The organism is Trinickia soli (genome assembly GCF_002879855.1).
Classification (GTDB): Bacteria; Pseudomonadota; Gammaproteobacteria; order Burkholderiales; family Burkholderiaceae; genus Trinickia; species Trinickia soli.
Genome location: NZ_PNYB01000005.1, coordinates 116436 through 131911 on the forward strand (window position 1 = coordinate 116436; position 15476 = coordinate 131911).

The window sequence follows — 15476 nt, forward strand, 5'->3', positions numbered from 1 at the left end:
GCGCGCTTCACTGCTCGATATGCGCGCCCTTGACGAGATCGGTCACGACTTGCGCCGTCGCCTTCGCCAAGGCTGCCTGCTCCAGCTCCTTACGGAGCTGATCCTTCGTTTGATCGAAGGTGGGAATCTGCGTCGGCCGCATTTGATCGACGCGCAGAATCCAGAACGTGTTGCCCACTTGCACGGGTGCGCTCGACACCGCGCCTTGGGGCAGCTTCACCAGGGCTTCGGCGATCGGCGTCGGCCAACCTTGCGTCTGACCATCGGTGATCGGCGTTTTGAACGACACCCAATTGAGGGCTCCGCCTTGCGCTGCGCCCGGTCCCTGGCTGTATTGCCGGGCGAGCTGCGAGAAATCGCTGCCCTTCTTTTTCAGTTGGTCGAGCACGGTTTGCGCTGTAGCCGCGTCCTTCACGACGATCGCGCTCGGCTTGTACTCGTCCTTGCCGAGCGACGCGACGATGGCGTCGTACCTGGCTTTCACCTCGGCGTCGGAAACGGGCGTCGGCTTGACGGCGTCACGCAGGTACGCCTGCATCATCAGCATCGTCTTTGCTTGTTCGATGCCGGCTTTCACGTCGGCATGCGTGTCGTAGTGCTGCTTTTGCGCAGCCTGACGAAACAACTCGCGAGCGATGAGCTGATTCTTGATCGATGTGCGCAAAGCCGGGGAATCGGGTTGGCCGCTCTGACGCACCGCCGCGTCCAGGTCCGTTTGCGCGATCGCGATGCCATTGACGCGGGCAGCCACGCCCGCGGGCAGCGCTGCAGCCGAAGCCGCTTGTGCGGGTGCGCTCTCTTGCGCGCCGAACGCCGGCGACATCAACGCAGACATAGCAGCAACTGTGGCGGCGCCACGCTTGAGCGTCGTTGCGAAACCATGCGGGTTCTTCATCGGGTGTCCTTTGATTTGCTCAATGAGGGAACGCTTCAAATAGGCGGCGTTCTATGTCGCCCAGTTCAATGTGAAAAGCAGCACGCGCGATTTCGGCCCGAGGGCTGCCGGCTGCAACAGCGCCTGCCCGGCCAGCACTTCCCCCGAAATCAACTGCGAATGAAATGTCCATTGCACGCGGGCGCCCACGCCCGCGCCCGCCATCGATGGCCAGCCGCCCTGTCCAACCAGATGCGCCTTGCCGCCGTCGAGAAACAGATATGGCTCCCAATGGGCGTCGTGCCAGGCCGGTGCGTTCGACCAAACCCATTCGTTGCGCAAATAGAAGCCGCTATCGCCACTGACGGCCGCACGCGAGAACCCGCGCACCGTATCGCTGCCGCCCAAGAAGATTTGCTCGTTGCCGAACAGCGCGTCGTGGCTGTATTGGCCGTTCAACGTGGCGCGATAGGTCCAATCGGTTGCGCCGATGCCGCCGAGCGGCAGCTGCAGCGTCGCATTCCAATCGGCCCGCGTGAATTGCGAATGGGCTTCGGCTTCGCCCATACCGTGAGCGTCATGCGAAGCAGCGAGCCAAGGCAGACCCTGTGCGATGCCGAATTCGGCGGTCAGCGCCCCAGGCTGGTTATGCGCTGAAAAATGCCAGAGACCCGACAGCGCCACGCGCAACACCGTCAGGTTTTCGGGAGCGAGGTCGATGTCGTTGACGTTGCGCTGCGTGCTGAGCTTCGTCAACGTGGCGTCGATCGACAGGCGCGAGGTAGCCGAGCGCGCGAACACATCGTTCCAGCCGAGAATCTGGCTGAACGTGCGGCCATACAGCAGCGCCGTGTCGCCGATCAATTGCTGATATTCGGAGACCGAGGTCGTGTAGCTGAACGTCTGAAACCCGAACGGCACCGCGCCCGAAAATACGACCGCGTTCGTATCGGTCGTGCCGATATACGAAAACCCTAAGGACTCCTGAAAGCCCAACAGGTTATCGGCTTCTCCGCCGCCTCGATAGCGGAGTTTGCCTGTCGATGCGTCGCCGTAGTTGTCGACGCCAACGTTGTAGTTGAACCGCGAGCCGTACGGGTTCGTGATGGCTACGATGGAATCGCCGGCCGCCTGGCCCGGCAAGATTTGAATCTGGGCTTGATTGCGCCGCAACCGATTGATTTGGTCGACGCCTTGTTCGAGATCGGGCAGCCGCAGCACATCGCCGACGCCTTCAGGGAAAGCCCATGCCGTGCCCGCATCCGTGAGCAGGCCGCCGCCGTGCGTCTTGGGCAGACCGCTTTTTGGAAGAGGCGGCGCGGGCCTGAGCGGCGCGCCGTTGAGCATCATCGCTTCGATGCGCCCCGGCACGATCGTAATGGCCAACCTGCCGGTTGAAAGGTGTTGCGGCGTGCTCAGATAAACGCGCGTCGTGATGTAGCCATGCGCGATGTAAGCCTCGGTCAGGCGACGCAGAAGCAAATCGATGCGATTGCGGCCGAGATGCTTGCCGGTAAAAGGCCGCGTGACGGCATCGAGCTGCTCGTCCGAAAGCACCTTGGTGCCGGATAGCTCGATTCGATCGATGACGAACGTCGGCCCTGATTCGGGCAGCGACTCGACATCCGCGCCTTCTGGAAGGTTCGGCACGGCAGGTGTCGCTGTGGGCGCGGTTTCGATCTGCGCTGGCGCTTGATCGAGTTCTTGCTGCCGCTGACGCGTGCGCTGGTCCTGCAACAAGCGTTGCCCCGGATCCTGCACCGAAGGCAGGGGAGGCGCAGGCAGCGGCGGCATGGACGGTGGGCCTGATACGGGCCGCGACATCGGAGGCAATGCCTGCGCCGCCGCGTGGCACGCCGGCCAGGCGACGGCGATCGCGGCCGATAAACGCGTCAGCGCTGCAATTACAGACCGAGCCACGACACCAAACCCAAATGACCGCCGATGCTGACCGGCGTGCGCTGCGGCGGCGCAATGGTGACGATGCCGTTCGTGGCCGTCACGCCATGCGCGCCGGAGAACGAGCCCCCATCGACGACACCCTGACCGACGAGCGTCACCTGCCCGGAAGCGGCTTCGAACAAACCACCGTCATCCGCGGCGTAGATTGCGGCCCAACTGTTGCCGAACCATGCCTTGAGCCCGACATTGCGGTTGTAGGTTGTATAGCCCACGACGCCGCGCGCCGTGATGACAGGCGCTTTCACGGTCACGTCGCCGGTGTACGAGTAGACGTTGCCGCCCACGTTGAGCGCCTGCGTGCCCGCCGTGATCGAAATGTCGCCGTTCGCTTCAATCGCACCGCCAAAGGCTCGCACCGTGCTCGATGCACTTTCATGGCAGAAGATGAAGCACGATTGACGATACGACGCTTGCCCCGTGAAGACGGCTTGATCCAGGACCTGCTGCTGCGCCACGATCGAGACCTTGCCTGTGTTGGCGATGATCGAACCGCCATCGTTGATGACGTTGCGTCCTTTGAGCGACACGTCGCCGCCGTCGGCAAAGATGTAGGACTGTTGCGTCGGCGCCTGCAGTGTGCCGTAGTCGACAGAAAGACCATCGTCGTTCGCCGTCAGAAAGAGCAAGCGATGTCCGTGATCGGAATACGTCGTCGGCGTGCCGTTATTGACGCCGCTCGTGTGGTCGATGACATCGTTGATATCGCCACCGGCGTTGATCGCGACGCTCTGATTCGATTCGATGCGAGCGTTGCGATTGGTGACGTTGCCGCCGGCGTTGACGACCACATCGTCGTGCTGACCGAAGATGACGCCGAGCGTGCCGGGCTGCGACGTGTCCGACGCATTCGTCACATTGCCCGTCGCCGACAACGTCACGGCGCCTTGCGACGCGTCGTTGCCTTGAATGCGTGCGGCGCCCTGCACGAGGGTGCTTGTCAATGACAAGTCGCCTGAGCTTTGGATCACGACGCCGCTCTGTCCCGACACGATCGTCGAACCTGTCGCGCCATCGTTCCGCGCGCTGAATCCTTTGCTCGACAGCACGACGCCGCCGGCAGTAGCCGCCACCCCGGCGCCCTTCAGCGATAGCGCGCCGCTCGTTTGAATGGACGCATTTCCTGCGGCTGTCACCGAGCTGCCGCTCAGAAGCTGCACGTCGCCGGCTGCGCTGAGCGTGAAGTCGCCTGCATTGGCCAGCAGGGTCCCCGCGCTGCGCACGCCGGCACCCAGATCGGTTGCGATGAGCCTGATGCTACCTGCCGTGATACCGCCTGCGGATTCGACCTCGATCGCCACGGCATTCGGATTTGCAATCTGCGCATTCGCGAGTGTCAGCCAATCATGGTTGTTGTCGTCGGGAGAAACGCCCGTGTCGAGCGTCGTTTGCGACGTGCCCGCAATGGCCCGCACGTATGCCGAAGATGAACTGAACGAGTTCGTCACCGGCCCGTTCAATTGAATCTGCTTGGCGATGAGTTCCAGTCCGATGAGCGTCCCGGCGAGGCCGCGCGGCCCGATTGCGATCGTCCCGCCTTGCGTGTTCAGCGCGATGTTGCGCTGGTATTCGCCGGATGCGAGCTGCTGATCGAAGAAGCGACTTGCCCGGTGGTGAGAACCACGCGGCCTGTTTTGACGAACGACCCGCCGTTTACGGTGATCCCGTTGGGATTCGCCAGCACGACATTCGCGCGCGAGCCGAGCACGGTGACGTCTCCCTCGATCAGGCTCGGGTTCGTGCTCGTGACCTGATTGACGATCGTGCGCGCGTTGGCGCTCGTGTTGTCCAGCGTGGCGCCTGCCTGGCCGACGTTGAAGCTCGAATAGGTGTTGTTCGACACCCCGTAGACCGACGGCGCGATCGTCACCGTTTGCCGGCCGTTGCCGGCCGTCGTCACGCTGGTATGGGTGCCGCCGTCGGGCACGATGCCGGCCGCTGCGCCGGCATGCGCGGCACGGGCGAGCGTCAGCATCAACAGTGCCGCAAGGCGCGTATATCGGCCGGCATGCCACACCGGCAATGGCCTCGATTCCACGGTGTTACCCGTGTACCCCGCACGGTATATCCGTAATTGCATTGGTCGATGTGGCCGATGCTTGCCGCCTCGATAGCGGTCTTATGCCCGGCGTTCTCTTTCGAATTATTGGTTTGGCTTCGCCTCTTTCGCTTTTCAGCGCGATGGCGATTACCCCTCGGAACAGCGGTGCGCATCGTATCAAAGATTCCACCGCAGATTCCATTTTAAAAAGCTATCGGGGAATGCCTGGGCGAAACATGGTGGTTCGATCTTCGACTGCGCACCATGACGGTGAAAGAAACACGACGAGGCGGTGCAACCGCGGTGCACCCCCATCTGCATTGAGATCCCAAGCACGCCTTGTCGAACGATGGCGAAAGGTTTTTCTTTCCATCAAGCTTCAATCAGCTTTCTTTTATCTTTCATCTATTGCGCTGCGTCGCTTGTCAATAGCTGTTGTAAAAGACCATCATTTTTTCAAGCTCGAATTACGCAAACGATTGCGGGGATTCAGTGAGGTTTTCAGTGCGGTGTAGTGATGGCGCTTAACGCAGGTAGGCGATGCACCGCATTGGTTTAAAAACCTCGGCAGCGTTGCCCCTTCGCCCCGCTGACATTCCTGCCAGTTTCACCCCACCCCCACTCCTACTACATTTGCGCGCATACCTCCTTGCGCCACATCGCAGCGAGCATCGAAGGCGGCAGTAGGCAGCAGTAGGCACCCGACGTGAACGTGCAGCGGCAAACCACCGCGACGCCACACCATCACCCCATCCCCTCAGGAGGTCATCTTGTCCATCGCACCCGGCCTGAAGGCCCAAGCCAGCTATCGCGTCGACACCATTTCGCTCGCCGATCAATGGGGCGGCGAAGCCCATGCGCTCGCGAGCCCGATCATGATCATCTTCATCGAGCAGACCTGCATGAAGGCCACCGATCACTTGCTCTCGCCCGATCAAATGACCGTCGGTTACTACTTCGAGATCAAACACCAACAACCGACCCCGCCCGAGTGGGAAGTGACCGTCGATGCCGAACTCATCCGCGTCGACGAACGCATGATGACTTATCGCATCGTCGTGCGCGACGCTGCGGGCGTCGTCGGAGAAGGCCTCCATACGCGCTGCGCCGTATCGCGCGACGGCTTTCATGAGCGGCTCGAACAGCGTCGATCGAAGGCAGCGCCGGTCACGGCCGAAACATGAAGGCCTCCTGACTTTCCCCTTCCATCGATCCGCTTGCGAGACCGCGCCATGCTTCCTCCGATGCTGCAATCGCTCCGTATCCCCGTCATCGCCTCGCCGATGTTGATCGCCAGTTACCCCGAGCTCGTGCTGGCTCAATGCAAGGCCGGCATCGTCGGCGCATTTCCGGCGCTGAACGCCAGGCCTCCCGCACAGCTCGCGGATTGGCTCGCGCAAATCGACGACGCGCTCGCGCAGTATCGGGCCGCCCACCCCACAGCCGTCATCGGGCCCTACGCCGTCAATCAGATCTGCCATGCATCGAACGCGCGGCTCGAAGCCGACATGCGTGTCTGCCTCGATCGGCATGTGCCGCTGCTCATCACAAGCCTGCGCGCCCCGCCGCGGGAAATCGTCGACGAAGTGCATCGATACGGTGGGCTCATCATTCATGACGTAACGACCGTGCGCCACGCACAGAAGGCCATCGAAGCAGGCGTCGACGGCCTCATCCTCGTCGCAGCCGGCGCGGGCGGACATGCCGGGACGTTGTCGCCGTTCGCGCTAGTCGGCGAGGTGCGGCGCATCTTCGATGGCCTCATCGTGCTCTCCGGCGCAATCGCCACCGGCGATGCGATCGCCGCCGCACTCGCGCTCGGCGCCGATGCCGCGTACATCGGCACGCGATTCCTCGCCTCGCGAGAGGCCAACATCGTGGCCCGTTACAAGGAAACGATCGTAAAAGCGCATGCCGCCGATATCGTCTACACCGACGCCTTCACGGGCGTACACGGCAACTATCTGCGTCAAAGCATCGAAGCCGCCGGCCTCGATCCGCAACGTCTGCCTCGCGCGCAGGATGCGGCAATCGATTTCTCGGGCGACGCAGCGATCAAGCAATGGCGCGACATCTGGGGGGCAGGACAAGGCGTCGGCGCAGTCGACGCGGTACTGAGTGTCGAAGACATCGTCATCCGGCTGGAACAAGAATTGGCCGCCGCGCGCGTGCGCGTGGCGCAGGTTGCCGCTGCCCCAAAGCGGGTGCGCATCGCGTGCTGAACACCAAAGAAACGAACCCGCGCGATCGAATCGGGCCCGGCCGTTCGACTGGCATTTCTGTCAGTTGCCGCGTGACGACGCGACTTCTACGGTGTATCTAACGATATACCGGCAGCCGGGCCGACGCGCATCTTCATGGAGCCACCATCAATGAATCCGTCGTCCGCACTCTCGACTTCGGGTAAGGCGCCCGCTTCGCCACCAGTCCCCACGCCGCCAGCCGGCGAAAGCACCGGCGCCTTGGAAAATCGCCTGTCCCGCCGTCGCCGTCGGGTGTTCCGCTGGTTCGGCCTCGGCCTTGTCGTCACGGCGCTGGCAGCCGCAAGCTGGTGGTGGACCGACGCCCGCAACGTCGAGACGACCGACGATGCCTACGTTGCGGGCGATGTCGTGCAGGTCTCACCGCTCATCGAAGGCACGGCCGTCGCCGTCTTCGCTCAGGACACGGACACTGTCGAAGCCGGCACACCGCTTGTTCAGATCGACGCGACCGACGCACGCGTTTCGCTCGATGCGGCCGTGGATGCGCTCGCGCATGCGGTGCGCGACTATCGCTCGGCCGATGCGGACGCGGAGCACGAACGCGTGCAGATACGTCTGCGTGCATCCGATCTCGCCCGCGCAGAAGACGACTTGCAGCGGCGCACCGCCATCGCCGCCGAAGGCGCGGTATCGAAAGAAGAGTTTCGTCATGCGGGCCACGCGGTGACCGCCGCGCAAGCCGCGCTCGATGCGCAGCGCGCCGCCTATCGCGCGAGCCTCGCGCATATCGACGGCACCACGATCGCCTCGAGCCCGCTCGTGAAGGAAGCCGCGGCGCGCGTACGCAGCGCGGCCATCGTGCTGGCGCGCACCGTCGTCCGCGCGCCGCTCACGGGCCGCATCACCCATCGCGTGGTTCAGGTCGGTCAGCACGTGACGCCCGGCACACCGCTGCTCGAAATCGTGCCGCTCGAGCGCGTCTGGGTGGACGCGAATTTCAAGGAATCGCAACTGAAGCAGATGCAAGCGGGACAACGCGTGACCTTGCATTCCGACCTCTACGGCGGCGCCGTCACGTTTCACGGCACGATCGAAGGATTCGAAGCAGGCACCGGCGCGGCCTTCGCGGCACTCCCCGCGCAGAACGCAACGGGCAATTGGATCAAGGTCGTGCAGCGCGTCCCGGTTCGCATCGCACTCGACCCGCATGAGCTGCGCGCGCATCCGCTGCTGATCGGCGTTTCGATGACGGCCGTCGTGCGCACGAATGAAGCCGCCGCTGCGGGTGAATCACTGGCCCTGGCTTCCGCAGCGACGAATGCTGCGCGCCCGCTGCCGCGCACCGCGGACACCACCAATATCTACGCCGATGAAAGCCATGCCGGGGACGCGCTCGTCGCACGCACGATTCGCGCGAACGCGGCAGGCAGTCGCGGCGAGACCGAGATCGACGGGCATCGGCAATGATCCGGCTTGTTCGTCGATGGTCCGCGCTCCGCCCCGCCCCGATACCGTTGGAACCGTTGCAAGGGCGCGCGCTGGTGGCGGTCGCGATAGCGATCAGCACAGCCAACTTCATGCAGACGTTGGATCTGACCATCGCAAACGTCGCCGTTCCGACGATTGCCGGCGACTTGGGCGTGTCGCCCGACATGGGCACCTGGATGTTGACGTCGTTCGCGACGCCGCTCGCCATTACGTTGCCGCTCACGGGATGGCTCGCACAACGCTTCGGCCAGGTGCGCCTGTTTTGCGTCTCGGTTGCGCTGTTCATCGCCATGTCGATGCTCTGCGGCCTCGCGCCGACATTCGGCTCGTTGATCGTTTTTCGCGCATTGCAGGGCGCCGCATCAGGCCCGCTGACGGCGCTCTCCCAAGCGCTGCTGGTCGCCGTCTTCCCCTCGTCCCGCCGCAACGTTGCGCTCGCCGTCTGGCAAACGACGACATTCATCGCCCCTGTGCTCGGCCCGATTGCCGGGGGCTGGATCACCGATAACATCGCCTGGCCGTGGATCTTCTATATCAACGCCCCCACCGGCGCAGCCGTGCTCGTCATCCTGATGCGCACGCTGTCGGGCCGCGATAACCCGACGCGCAAGCTGCCTGTCGATACGGTCGGGCTCGTGTTGCTGGCATTGGCGTTCGGCTCTTTGCAACTGATGCTGGACCGCGGTCAGAACCTCGATTGGTTTGCGTCCACATCGATTCAAGTGCTGGCAGCGCTCTGCGTCGTGAGTCTCGTCGCACTCGTCCTATGGGAACTGACGGAGCTTCACCCGATCGTCGATCTGAAATTGTTCGGACAACTGAATTTCTCTGCAGGGACCATCGCCGTCACCGTAGGCTTCGGCGTTTACTACGCAGCGCTCGTGCTCGTCCCGCTATGGCTGCAAACGCAGCAGGGCTACACGGCCACGTGGGCCGGCATCGCGACGGCGCCGCTCGGAATCGCGGGCATCGTCATCGCGCCGTTGATCGGCCGGATTCAACACCGGGTCGATCCGCGCTGGTTTGCCTCGTTGGCGTTGCTCGGTTGGGGTGCGGCCTCTCTCTGGCGGATGAGCTTCGACACCGACGTGCCGCTCGCCGACATCGCGGCCAATTCGTTGCTGATGGGCGCGGCAACCGCGTTCTTCATCACGCCGCTCGTTTCGCTCTCGCTGGCAGGCTTGCCGCGCGAGCGGTTGCCGGCCGCATCGGGGCTGCAGAACGCGTTGCGAAGAATCGGCACGAGCGTCGCCACGTCGCTCGCGCCGACCTACTTCGAACGTCGAGCGCGCGTTCACAGCACCTATCTCGTCGAACGGCTTTCTCCGCTCGATCGTGCCTTCGTCGATTGGTACGAGCGCCTGCGTCACGCAGGCCTATCGGCCGATGCAGCGCTTGCGTCGATGTCGAAATCGGTCGATGTGCAAGCCCATATGCTCGCACTCGACGATTTCTCGCAGGGATGCGCGGTGCTGTTCGCGGCGACGCTCGCCGCCGTTTGGCTCGCGCGTTATCGGCGCGCGAGCTGATGGCAAGTCGATAGCCGGTGTTTCGTTCTATGCCGCCATTGCGCTCGCCGACGGCGTGTACAACGCGGGCAGCCGCGCCGACGCATCGGCGCTGAGCACGTCGTAACCGAACACCCATTGCGGATCGGTCTCCCCGCGCATGAACGTGTTCGCGGCCGACACACGATGCACGCGCGTGAGCCGCTCGCGCCGCGCATCGGCGAACGTTTGCAGCGCCCGCATGAAGTCGCCCTCGCCCAGCACGGCCCGCGTCAACATCGCCGCATCTTCCAACGCCATCGCGGCGCCTTGTGACATGAACGGCCGCATCGGGTGACACGCGTCGCCGATCAGGATCACGCGGCCGGTACCGAACTCGAAACGGGGCGGACGCTCGAACAACGCCCACTTCGCCACGCTTCCCGGCGGCGCACCGGCAAGCATTCGGCGCACATCGGGGTGGAAGTGCCGAAAGGCCGCCCGCATCTCGTCCACGTCGGCCGGCACGAACGACGCCTCGCTCGGCCAGGTCGACTGCGGCATCATTGCGGCGAAATAGAAGTCGCGGCGCGCACGATCGAGCCAGTACGAAAGGACAAATGTCTCGTCGCCCCACCACTTCGTCAGATCGTCGACGTGCAAGCCCTTCAGGCCTTCGCGCGGATACGATCCACGGAAGGCCACCTGCCCCGAGAACACCGGTTGCTCGTGCCCGCACAGGATGCTGCGCACGCGCGAGCGCAAGCCGTCGGCCGCAATGACGACGTCGGCGGCGGCGCGGCTGCCGTCGGCGAACGCAAGCTCGATCGAATCGCCGCGCCAATCGAGGCCGGCCAAACGTTTGCCCCATTGCACACTATCGCGTGCCACGGTCGACATCAGCGCCAGATGGAGTACGCCACGCCGCAATGCGACGAACGGCGCGCCGAATCGACGATGCGCGCATTCGCCGAGAGGCAGTCCATACAGCGTCTCGCCGCTTACGGCGTCACGATTGAGAAACGCGCCCGGCTCTTGCCCCGTGAACAGCACGTGACGATGCACGTCGAGATGACGCAGCACGCGCATCAGATTCGGACTCAGGTGAATTCCACCGCCTGCTGGGACAAACCGCTCGTACTGCTCGTAGACCGTTACGTTATGGCCGATGCGCCGTAGCAGCGCCGCCATCGCCGTACCGCCGATGCCCGCGCCGATTACGGCGACACGCACACGATCGCCGCTGCGAGAGGCCGTGTTCATATGTTTCTCCTGAAGACCGCAGTGCACGCGAAGCACGGCGAGTTTCGTGCATCGGGATTGAAGCGCCCGCCGCAGCCGAACGCTCAGACGCCTTCGACGACGAGCGCACGGGTCCTTGCCGCGCGCTCGCGGATCGCTCTGGCCGGCCGGTACTCCGGCGATTCGTACCAAGCCAACGCTTGCTCCTTGGAGTCGAACCGCAGGACCACCACGCGTTTGGGATCCCATCCGCCTTCGAGCCCTTTGGCCTCGCCGCCACGCACGATATATCGTCCGCCGCACTGCGCCACGGTAGGCGCCGCCAGCTTGCGATACTCGTCGTATTGCTGTGGGTCGAGAACCTCGATGTCGAAAATCATGTAAGCGGCCATGGGTGCGTATCCTCCTCGTTGGAAGCGTTCAACGGCGCGACTCGCCCGAGCCGCACTCGCTTTCGTAACGCTAGCCGATCAGCCCTTCGAACGCCACACTACGCGTCGTGCCCGCCGCGATACGAAGCTTCCTGGCCGCCTGGTATTCGCTCGAAGCATGCCAGCGCTGAGCGGCCTCGACGCTCGGAAACTCGACGATCACGATTCGCGACGGATGCCAGCCGCCTTCGAGCGACACCGCCGCATCGCTGCGGGCAAGGACGCGGCCGCCGTGCCGCGCGATCGTTGGCAGTCCTGACTGTCTATAGGCAGCGAATGCCTCGGCATCGTGAATCTCGACTTCGACCACCACGTACGCCGTCATGGCGAAACCACCGCCGAGCAGCCGCCCGGGCAACCGGCGCGCGCGACGTTTGCGGCCGAGACGTCCTCCGTATGCACCGGCACGAGCACGAATACGCGCCCCAGGTCGACCTTGACCGGAAAAACGCGCACGGGCGCAAAGAGCGGCGCACACATCGGCAAGCCATCCCGAACGTTGAAACGGCCTTGGTGCAGCGGACACTCGATTTCATCGTCGAGCAAGAAGCCGTCGCTCAAGCGTGCCTCGCCATGCGTGCACCGATTGTCGGTCGCATAGATCGCACCTTTCACCGAATACAACGCGAGTTCACGATCGCCCGCGTAGACCGCACACACGCCGGCCTCGCGCACCGCCGCTTCCGTCGATACTTCTTTCCATTCGGTTTCCATCACCGGTCTCCTAGATCGGATAGATCAGCGAGTTCGCAATCATTTCGCTGTCATAGACGCACAGGCGCGACTCGAGACGCAATCCGCGCGAGGTCTGGCGGATGCGGTCCAGATAGCGGCCGACGTTGTAGACATCGCCGATCTCCTCCGTTTTGGTTCGCACCACGACGTAATTGGCTTCGGCTTCGATCAGGTTGCCGCGGATGGCATGCACGAGCGGCATGCCGACAATGTGGCGCTGATAATACGGATCGAAAAACAGCGTCTCTTTGATGCCGTATACGCGGTCTTTGAGCATGCCCTTGCTCTCGAAGTCCATGACCGCAAGCGGCAACCCGCGTTCGTGGTTTTCGCGCGGCACGACTTTGTAGACGCATTCGTCGAGGAAGAACTCGGGCCATGCGTCCCAGTCGCCTTGATCGAGCACCGCGGCATAGCGGGCATAGAACGAGACGAGTTCGTAGTAGGCGTCGAACGTCAGGCGAGGGGCTGATTCGGCTGCACGAAGCACCGTCGGGGCAGCCGCGTTGGAAGGGGTCGTCATCGCTCATGCCTCCATGACCTGACGCCAGTACTGATACATTCCGCGCACCAGCGTCTCGCTGACCATGTGATCGGTGCCGTCGTCGACCTGGCGGCCGCCGAGTTCGTTGAACACGTGTCCGCTCCCGATCGTCTCGAAGCTCTCCTGCACACATTCGATCACTTCGCCGTCGTCGGCCGATACGAACCCGGCGGGCCCGAACAGGTTCGCCTGCCGCAGGCGGCGCCGCGTCATCGCTTCGTCGTCGGTTTCGAAGCCGAAATGCGTCCAGACGTAATCGAACACACCCGGTCCGATCGGGCGGATGCGACGCGTCGACAGCGCGTTCACCTGCTGTTGAATGATCACGCTGGGCAGCAGCGTCAGCATGACCACGGTCGGATCCCCCCACCACGGCTCATGCACGATGTCGAGGAAACGATCGTCGTTGAGCGTCATCCGCTCTTTGAAACTCGTGACATTGCGCGTGACTTCGCCGCCCCCGCCGCCGCTGCGGATCGAGATCATCGCGCCGTGACGCCGGTGCGCATCCGTTTCGAGCCGGGCGGGGTTATCGGCGCGCCATAGGCCGAAATTGACGAACCACGTGTGCAGCAGGCCCGCGTGGTACGGGTCCTTGATGTTCTCCTGCATGAGCTTCCAATTGCTCGGGATGCGTTGGCGCGTGTAGCCGAGCACGGTCAGCTTGGGGCCGTGGAACAGGCGGTCATAGTACGACAGGATGCGCGGGCCCAGAAAGTCTTCGAACGATTCGCAGTCCTGATCGAATGTCGCGAAGATGGCGCCGCCGCGCGTCGATACACGCAGGCGCTTGAGCCCATGCTCCTTCGGATCGAAATCGGCCGGCATGCCGCCGTTCACGCGGCCCCCCTGCTTGACGCCGCGCCGGAACGGCACGCCGACCAGATTGCCGCAGAGGTCGTAATTCCATTGGTGATAGGGGCAATGGAAGTCGGTTGCATGGCCCGCCCGCTCGCGGCAAAACCGCATCCCGCGATGGGCGCACGCGTTCTCGAACACCGCCACTTCGCCATCGGGCGTGCGCGACATGACGACCGAACGCTCGCCCACCTCCGTACGCCGAAAGTCGCCGGGATTCGGGATTTCGGCTTCAAGGCCGATGTAACACCAGTGTCCCGAGTAAAAGAGCCGGTCCAGTTCGCGGCGATAGAGCGCTTCGCTCGTATAGGCTTCATAGGGCGTGCGGCTCGCGCCTTCGCCTTTCCAGTCGAGGCGGATCGGCAACTCAATGGGTGCGTTCAAGGCTACCTCCTTGGTCATCGGACAATGCACGCGACGCCTGTGCGCCGCGAAAGAGAGCGGTACGCCGTTGCGTGCGTACCGCGCGTGCGAGCAAGCGAATCAATTCGACGGTGTCGTTCCAGCCCAGGCACTCGTCGGTCACACTCTGTCCGTAGGCGAGCGGCGTACCGGAGACGATGTCCTGGCGTCCGGGGGCAAGATTCGACTCCACCATGACGCCGGCAATACGCGTCTCGCCATCGGCGATCCTCGCTGCGATATCGGTGCACACATCGACCTGCGCGCGCGCGACTTTGCCGCTGTTGCCGTGGCTCGCATCGATCACGACCGACGGCACCAACCGGGCTCGTTCGAGCGCGTCGCAGACGGCATCGACGCTCGCACGGTCGTAGTTCGGCTTGCGCCCGCCGCGCAGCACGACGTGTGCGGCGGGGTTGCCCCGACTCGATGCGGCTTCGATACGTCCATCCATCGAGACGGTCAGATAGTGATGCGGCGCACGCGCCACCGACAGCGCGTCGATCGCCACTTTGACGTTGCCGTCAGTGCCGTTTTTGAAGCCGATTGGCAGCGCCAGCCCCGACGCGGCTTGACGGTGCATCGGCGATTCGGTCGTGCGCGCGCCGATCGCGGCCCATGAAATCAGGTCGTCGACATAGCGGACCGTCATCAAATCCAAAAACTCGGTGGCGGCCGGCACGCCCAGCGCATGAATGTCGATGAGCAACTGCCGCGCACGACGCAGCCCTTCGTCGATGCGAGAAGAACCGTCCAGGTTCGGATCGTTGATCAACCCCTTCCAGCCGAGCGTGGTGCGGGGCTTTTCCAGATAGACGCGCATGACGATTTCGAGCGCATCGCGATAGGCGTCGCGCAGCGGCGCGAGACGCCGCGCATAGTCGAGCGCGGCGCGTGCATCGTGAACCGAACACGGACCCACGATCAATGCAAGCCGCGCGTCTTCACGAGCGACGATGCGCGACAGCGCCTGGCGCGTTTCGAGCACAAGCCCGAGCGCACTGCCGCTGGGCGGCAACAACGCGCGCAGCTGAGCCGCCGTGATGAGCCGGCCGCGGTGAATCGGTGAAAGATGCGTGATGACAGATGCCATGGTCTCCTCCGCTCTGTGCGACGCGACGAGAAGGTCGCGTCCGATGGAATGGCTCGCATTAGAGCCGAGGCAAATTCATGCGGAAACTGGCAGAACTCTCAGAACACGTAGGTTCACT

General features: G+C 63.6%; 15 protein-coding genes. 4 read left to right on the forward strand and 11 right to left on the reverse strand.

Annotation, left to right across the window (positions count from 1 at the left end):
* Positions 1 to 7: 7 nt before the first annotated feature.
* From C0Z19_RS07745 to C0Z19_RS28630, 4 genes are all read right to left on the reverse strand, one after another.
* Positions 8 to 895, reverse strand: a complete 888-nt coding sequence (locus C0Z19_RS07745; protein ID WP_102609221.1) for a peptidylprolyl isomerase — start codon at positions 893 to 895, stop codon at positions 8 to 10.
* Between the two features lie 51 nt (positions 896 to 946).
* On the reverse strand, positions 947 to 2668 hold the full coding sequence (locus tag C0Z19_RS07750; RefSeq protein WP_233196044.1) for a ShlB/FhaC/HecB family hemolysin secretion/activation protein: 1722 nt from the start codon (positions 2666 to 2668) through the stop codon (positions 947 to 949).
* A gap of 110 nt (positions 2669 to 2778) precedes the next feature.
* Positions 2779 to 4281 (reverse strand): filamentous hemagglutinin, encoded by a 1503-nt coding sequence (locus C0Z19_RS07755; RefSeq protein ID WP_233196045.1) that lies wholly within the window; start codon positions 4279 to 4281, stop codon positions 2779 to 2781.
* Between the two features lie 98 nt (positions 4282 to 4379).
* Complete coding sequence (locus C0Z19_RS28630; protein ID WP_233196046.1) at positions 4380 to 4871, reverse strand: filamentous hemagglutinin N-terminal domain-containing protein; 492 nt, start codon at positions 4869 to 4871, stop codon at positions 4380 to 4382.
* Between the two features lie 773 nt (positions 4872 to 5644).
* Between C0Z19_RS28630 and C0Z19_RS07760 the strand changes: the two genes are divergently transcribed.
* From C0Z19_RS07760 to C0Z19_RS07775, 4 genes are all read left to right on the forward strand, one after another.
* A complete protein-coding gene (locus C0Z19_RS07760; RefSeq protein ID WP_102609222.1) occupies positions 5645 to 6058 on the forward strand; it encodes a thioesterase family protein in 414 nt (137 codons plus the stop codon).
* 48 nt (positions 6059 to 6106) lie between these two features.
* Positions 6107 to 7096 carry an NAD(P)H-dependent flavin oxidoreductase gene (locus C0Z19_RS07765; protein WP_102609223.1) on the forward strand — a complete coding sequence of 330 codons (990 nt, stop codon included), beginning with the start codon at positions 6107 to 6109 and terminating at the stop codon, positions 7094 to 7096.
* A 150-nt stretch (positions 7097 to 7246) separates the two neighbouring features.
* Positions 7247 to 8545: an HlyD family secretion protein gene (locus C0Z19_RS07770; RefSeq protein WP_102609224.1), complete on the forward strand. Its 1299-nt coding sequence runs from the start codon at positions 7247 to 7249 to the stop codon at positions 8543 to 8545.
* 47 nt (positions 8546 to 8592) lie between these two features.
* Entirely contained in the window at positions 8593 to 10095 is a 1503-nt protein-coding gene (locus C0Z19_RS07775) for a DHA2 family efflux MFS transporter permease subunit (protein WP_233196047.1), read from the forward strand.
* A 27-nt stretch (positions 10096 to 10122) separates the two neighbouring features.
* On the opposite strand, the gene C0Z19_RS07780 is transcribed toward C0Z19_RS07775, so the two are convergent.
* The 7 genes from C0Z19_RS07780 to C0Z19_RS07810 all read right to left on the reverse strand — a co-directional run bounded on the left by C0Z19_RS07780 (position 10123) and on the right by C0Z19_RS07810 (position 15358).
* Positions 10123 to 11316: an FAD-dependent monooxygenase gene (locus C0Z19_RS07780; protein WP_102609226.1), complete on the reverse strand. Its 1194-nt coding sequence runs from the start codon at positions 11314 to 11316 to the stop codon at positions 10123 to 10125.
* An 83-nt stretch (positions 11317 to 11399) separates the two neighbouring features.
* Complete coding sequence (locus tag C0Z19_RS07785) at positions 11400 to 11687, reverse strand: DUF1330 domain-containing protein (RefSeq protein WP_102609227.1); 288 nt, start codon at positions 11685 to 11687, stop codon at positions 11400 to 11402.
* A gap of 70 nt (positions 11688 to 11757) precedes the next feature.
* Complete coding sequence (locus tag C0Z19_RS07790) at positions 11758 to 12051, reverse strand: DUF1330 domain-containing protein (protein WP_102609228.1); 294 nt, start codon at positions 12049 to 12051, stop codon at positions 11758 to 11760.
* Positions 12048 to 12440 (reverse strand): non-heme iron oxygenase ferredoxin subunit, encoded by a 393-nt coding sequence (locus tag C0Z19_RS07795; protein WP_102609229.1) that lies wholly within the window; start codon positions 12438 to 12440, stop codon positions 12048 to 12050. Before C0Z19_RS07795 ends, C0Z19_RS07790 begins: the two co-directional genes overlap by 4 nt.
* Positions 12441 to 12450: 10 nt before the next feature.
* Positions 12451 to 12984 carry an aromatic-ring-hydroxylating dioxygenase subunit beta gene (locus tag C0Z19_RS07800; RefSeq protein ID WP_102609230.1) on the reverse strand — a complete coding sequence of 178 codons (534 nt, stop codon included), beginning with the start codon at positions 12982 to 12984 and terminating at the stop codon, positions 12451 to 12453.
* A 3-nt stretch (positions 12985 to 12987) separates the two neighbouring features.
* Positions 12988 to 14247 carry an SRPBCC family protein gene (locus C0Z19_RS07805; RefSeq protein ID WP_102609357.1) on the reverse strand — a complete coding sequence of 420 codons (1260 nt, stop codon included), beginning with the start codon at positions 14245 to 14247 and terminating at the stop codon, positions 12988 to 12990.
* A complete protein-coding gene (locus C0Z19_RS07810) occupies positions 14231 to 15358 on the reverse strand; it encodes a 3-deoxy-7-phosphoheptulonate synthase (RefSeq protein ID WP_102609231.1) in 1128 nt (375 codons plus the stop codon). Before C0Z19_RS07810 ends, C0Z19_RS07805 begins: the two co-directional genes overlap by 17 nt.
* Between the last annotated feature and the right edge of the window lie 118 nt (positions 15359 to 15476).

Excerpts from the sequence above, each read along its gene's own strand:
- C0Z19_RS07745 (WP_102609221.1), bottom strand. The coding sequence starts at position 895 with ATGAAGAACCCGCATGGTTTCGCAACGACGCTCAAGCGTGGCGCCGCC.
- C0Z19_RS07750 (WP_233196044.1), bottom strand. The coding sequence starts at position 2,668 with ATGCCGCCGCTGCCTGCGCCTCCCCTGCCTTCGGTGCAGGATCCGGGG.
- C0Z19_RS07765 (WP_102609223.1), top strand. The coding sequence starts at position 6,107 with ATGCTTCCTCCGATGCTGCAATCGCTCCGTATCCCCGTCATCGCCTCG.
- C0Z19_RS07770 (WP_102609224.1), top strand. The coding sequence starts at position 7,247 with ATGAATCCGTCGTCCGCACTCTCGACTTCGGGTAAGGCGCCCGCTTCG.
- C0Z19_RS07780 (WP_102609226.1), bottom strand. The coding sequence starts at position 11,316 with ATGAACACGGCCTCTCGCAGCGGCGATCGTGTGCGTGTCGCCGTAATC.
- C0Z19_RS07785 (WP_102609227.1), bottom strand. The coding sequence starts at position 11,687 with ATGGCCGCTTACATGATTTTCGACATCGAGGTTCTCGACCCACAGCAA.
- C0Z19_RS07790 (WP_102609228.1), bottom strand. The coding sequence starts at position 12,051 with ATGACGGCGTACGTGGTGGTCGAAGTCGAGATTCACGATGCCGAGGCA.
- C0Z19_RS07795 (WP_102609229.1), bottom strand. The coding sequence starts at position 12,440 with ATGGAAACCGAATGGAAAGAAGTATCGACGGAAGCGGCGGTGCGCGAG.
- C0Z19_RS07800 (WP_102609230.1), bottom strand. The coding sequence starts at position 12,984 with ATGACGACCCCTTCCAACGCGGCTGCCCCGACGGTGCTTCGTGCAGCC.
- C0Z19_RS07810 (WP_102609231.1), bottom strand. The coding sequence starts at position 15,358 with ATGGCATCTGTCATCACGCATCTTTCACCGATTCACCGCGGCCGGCTC.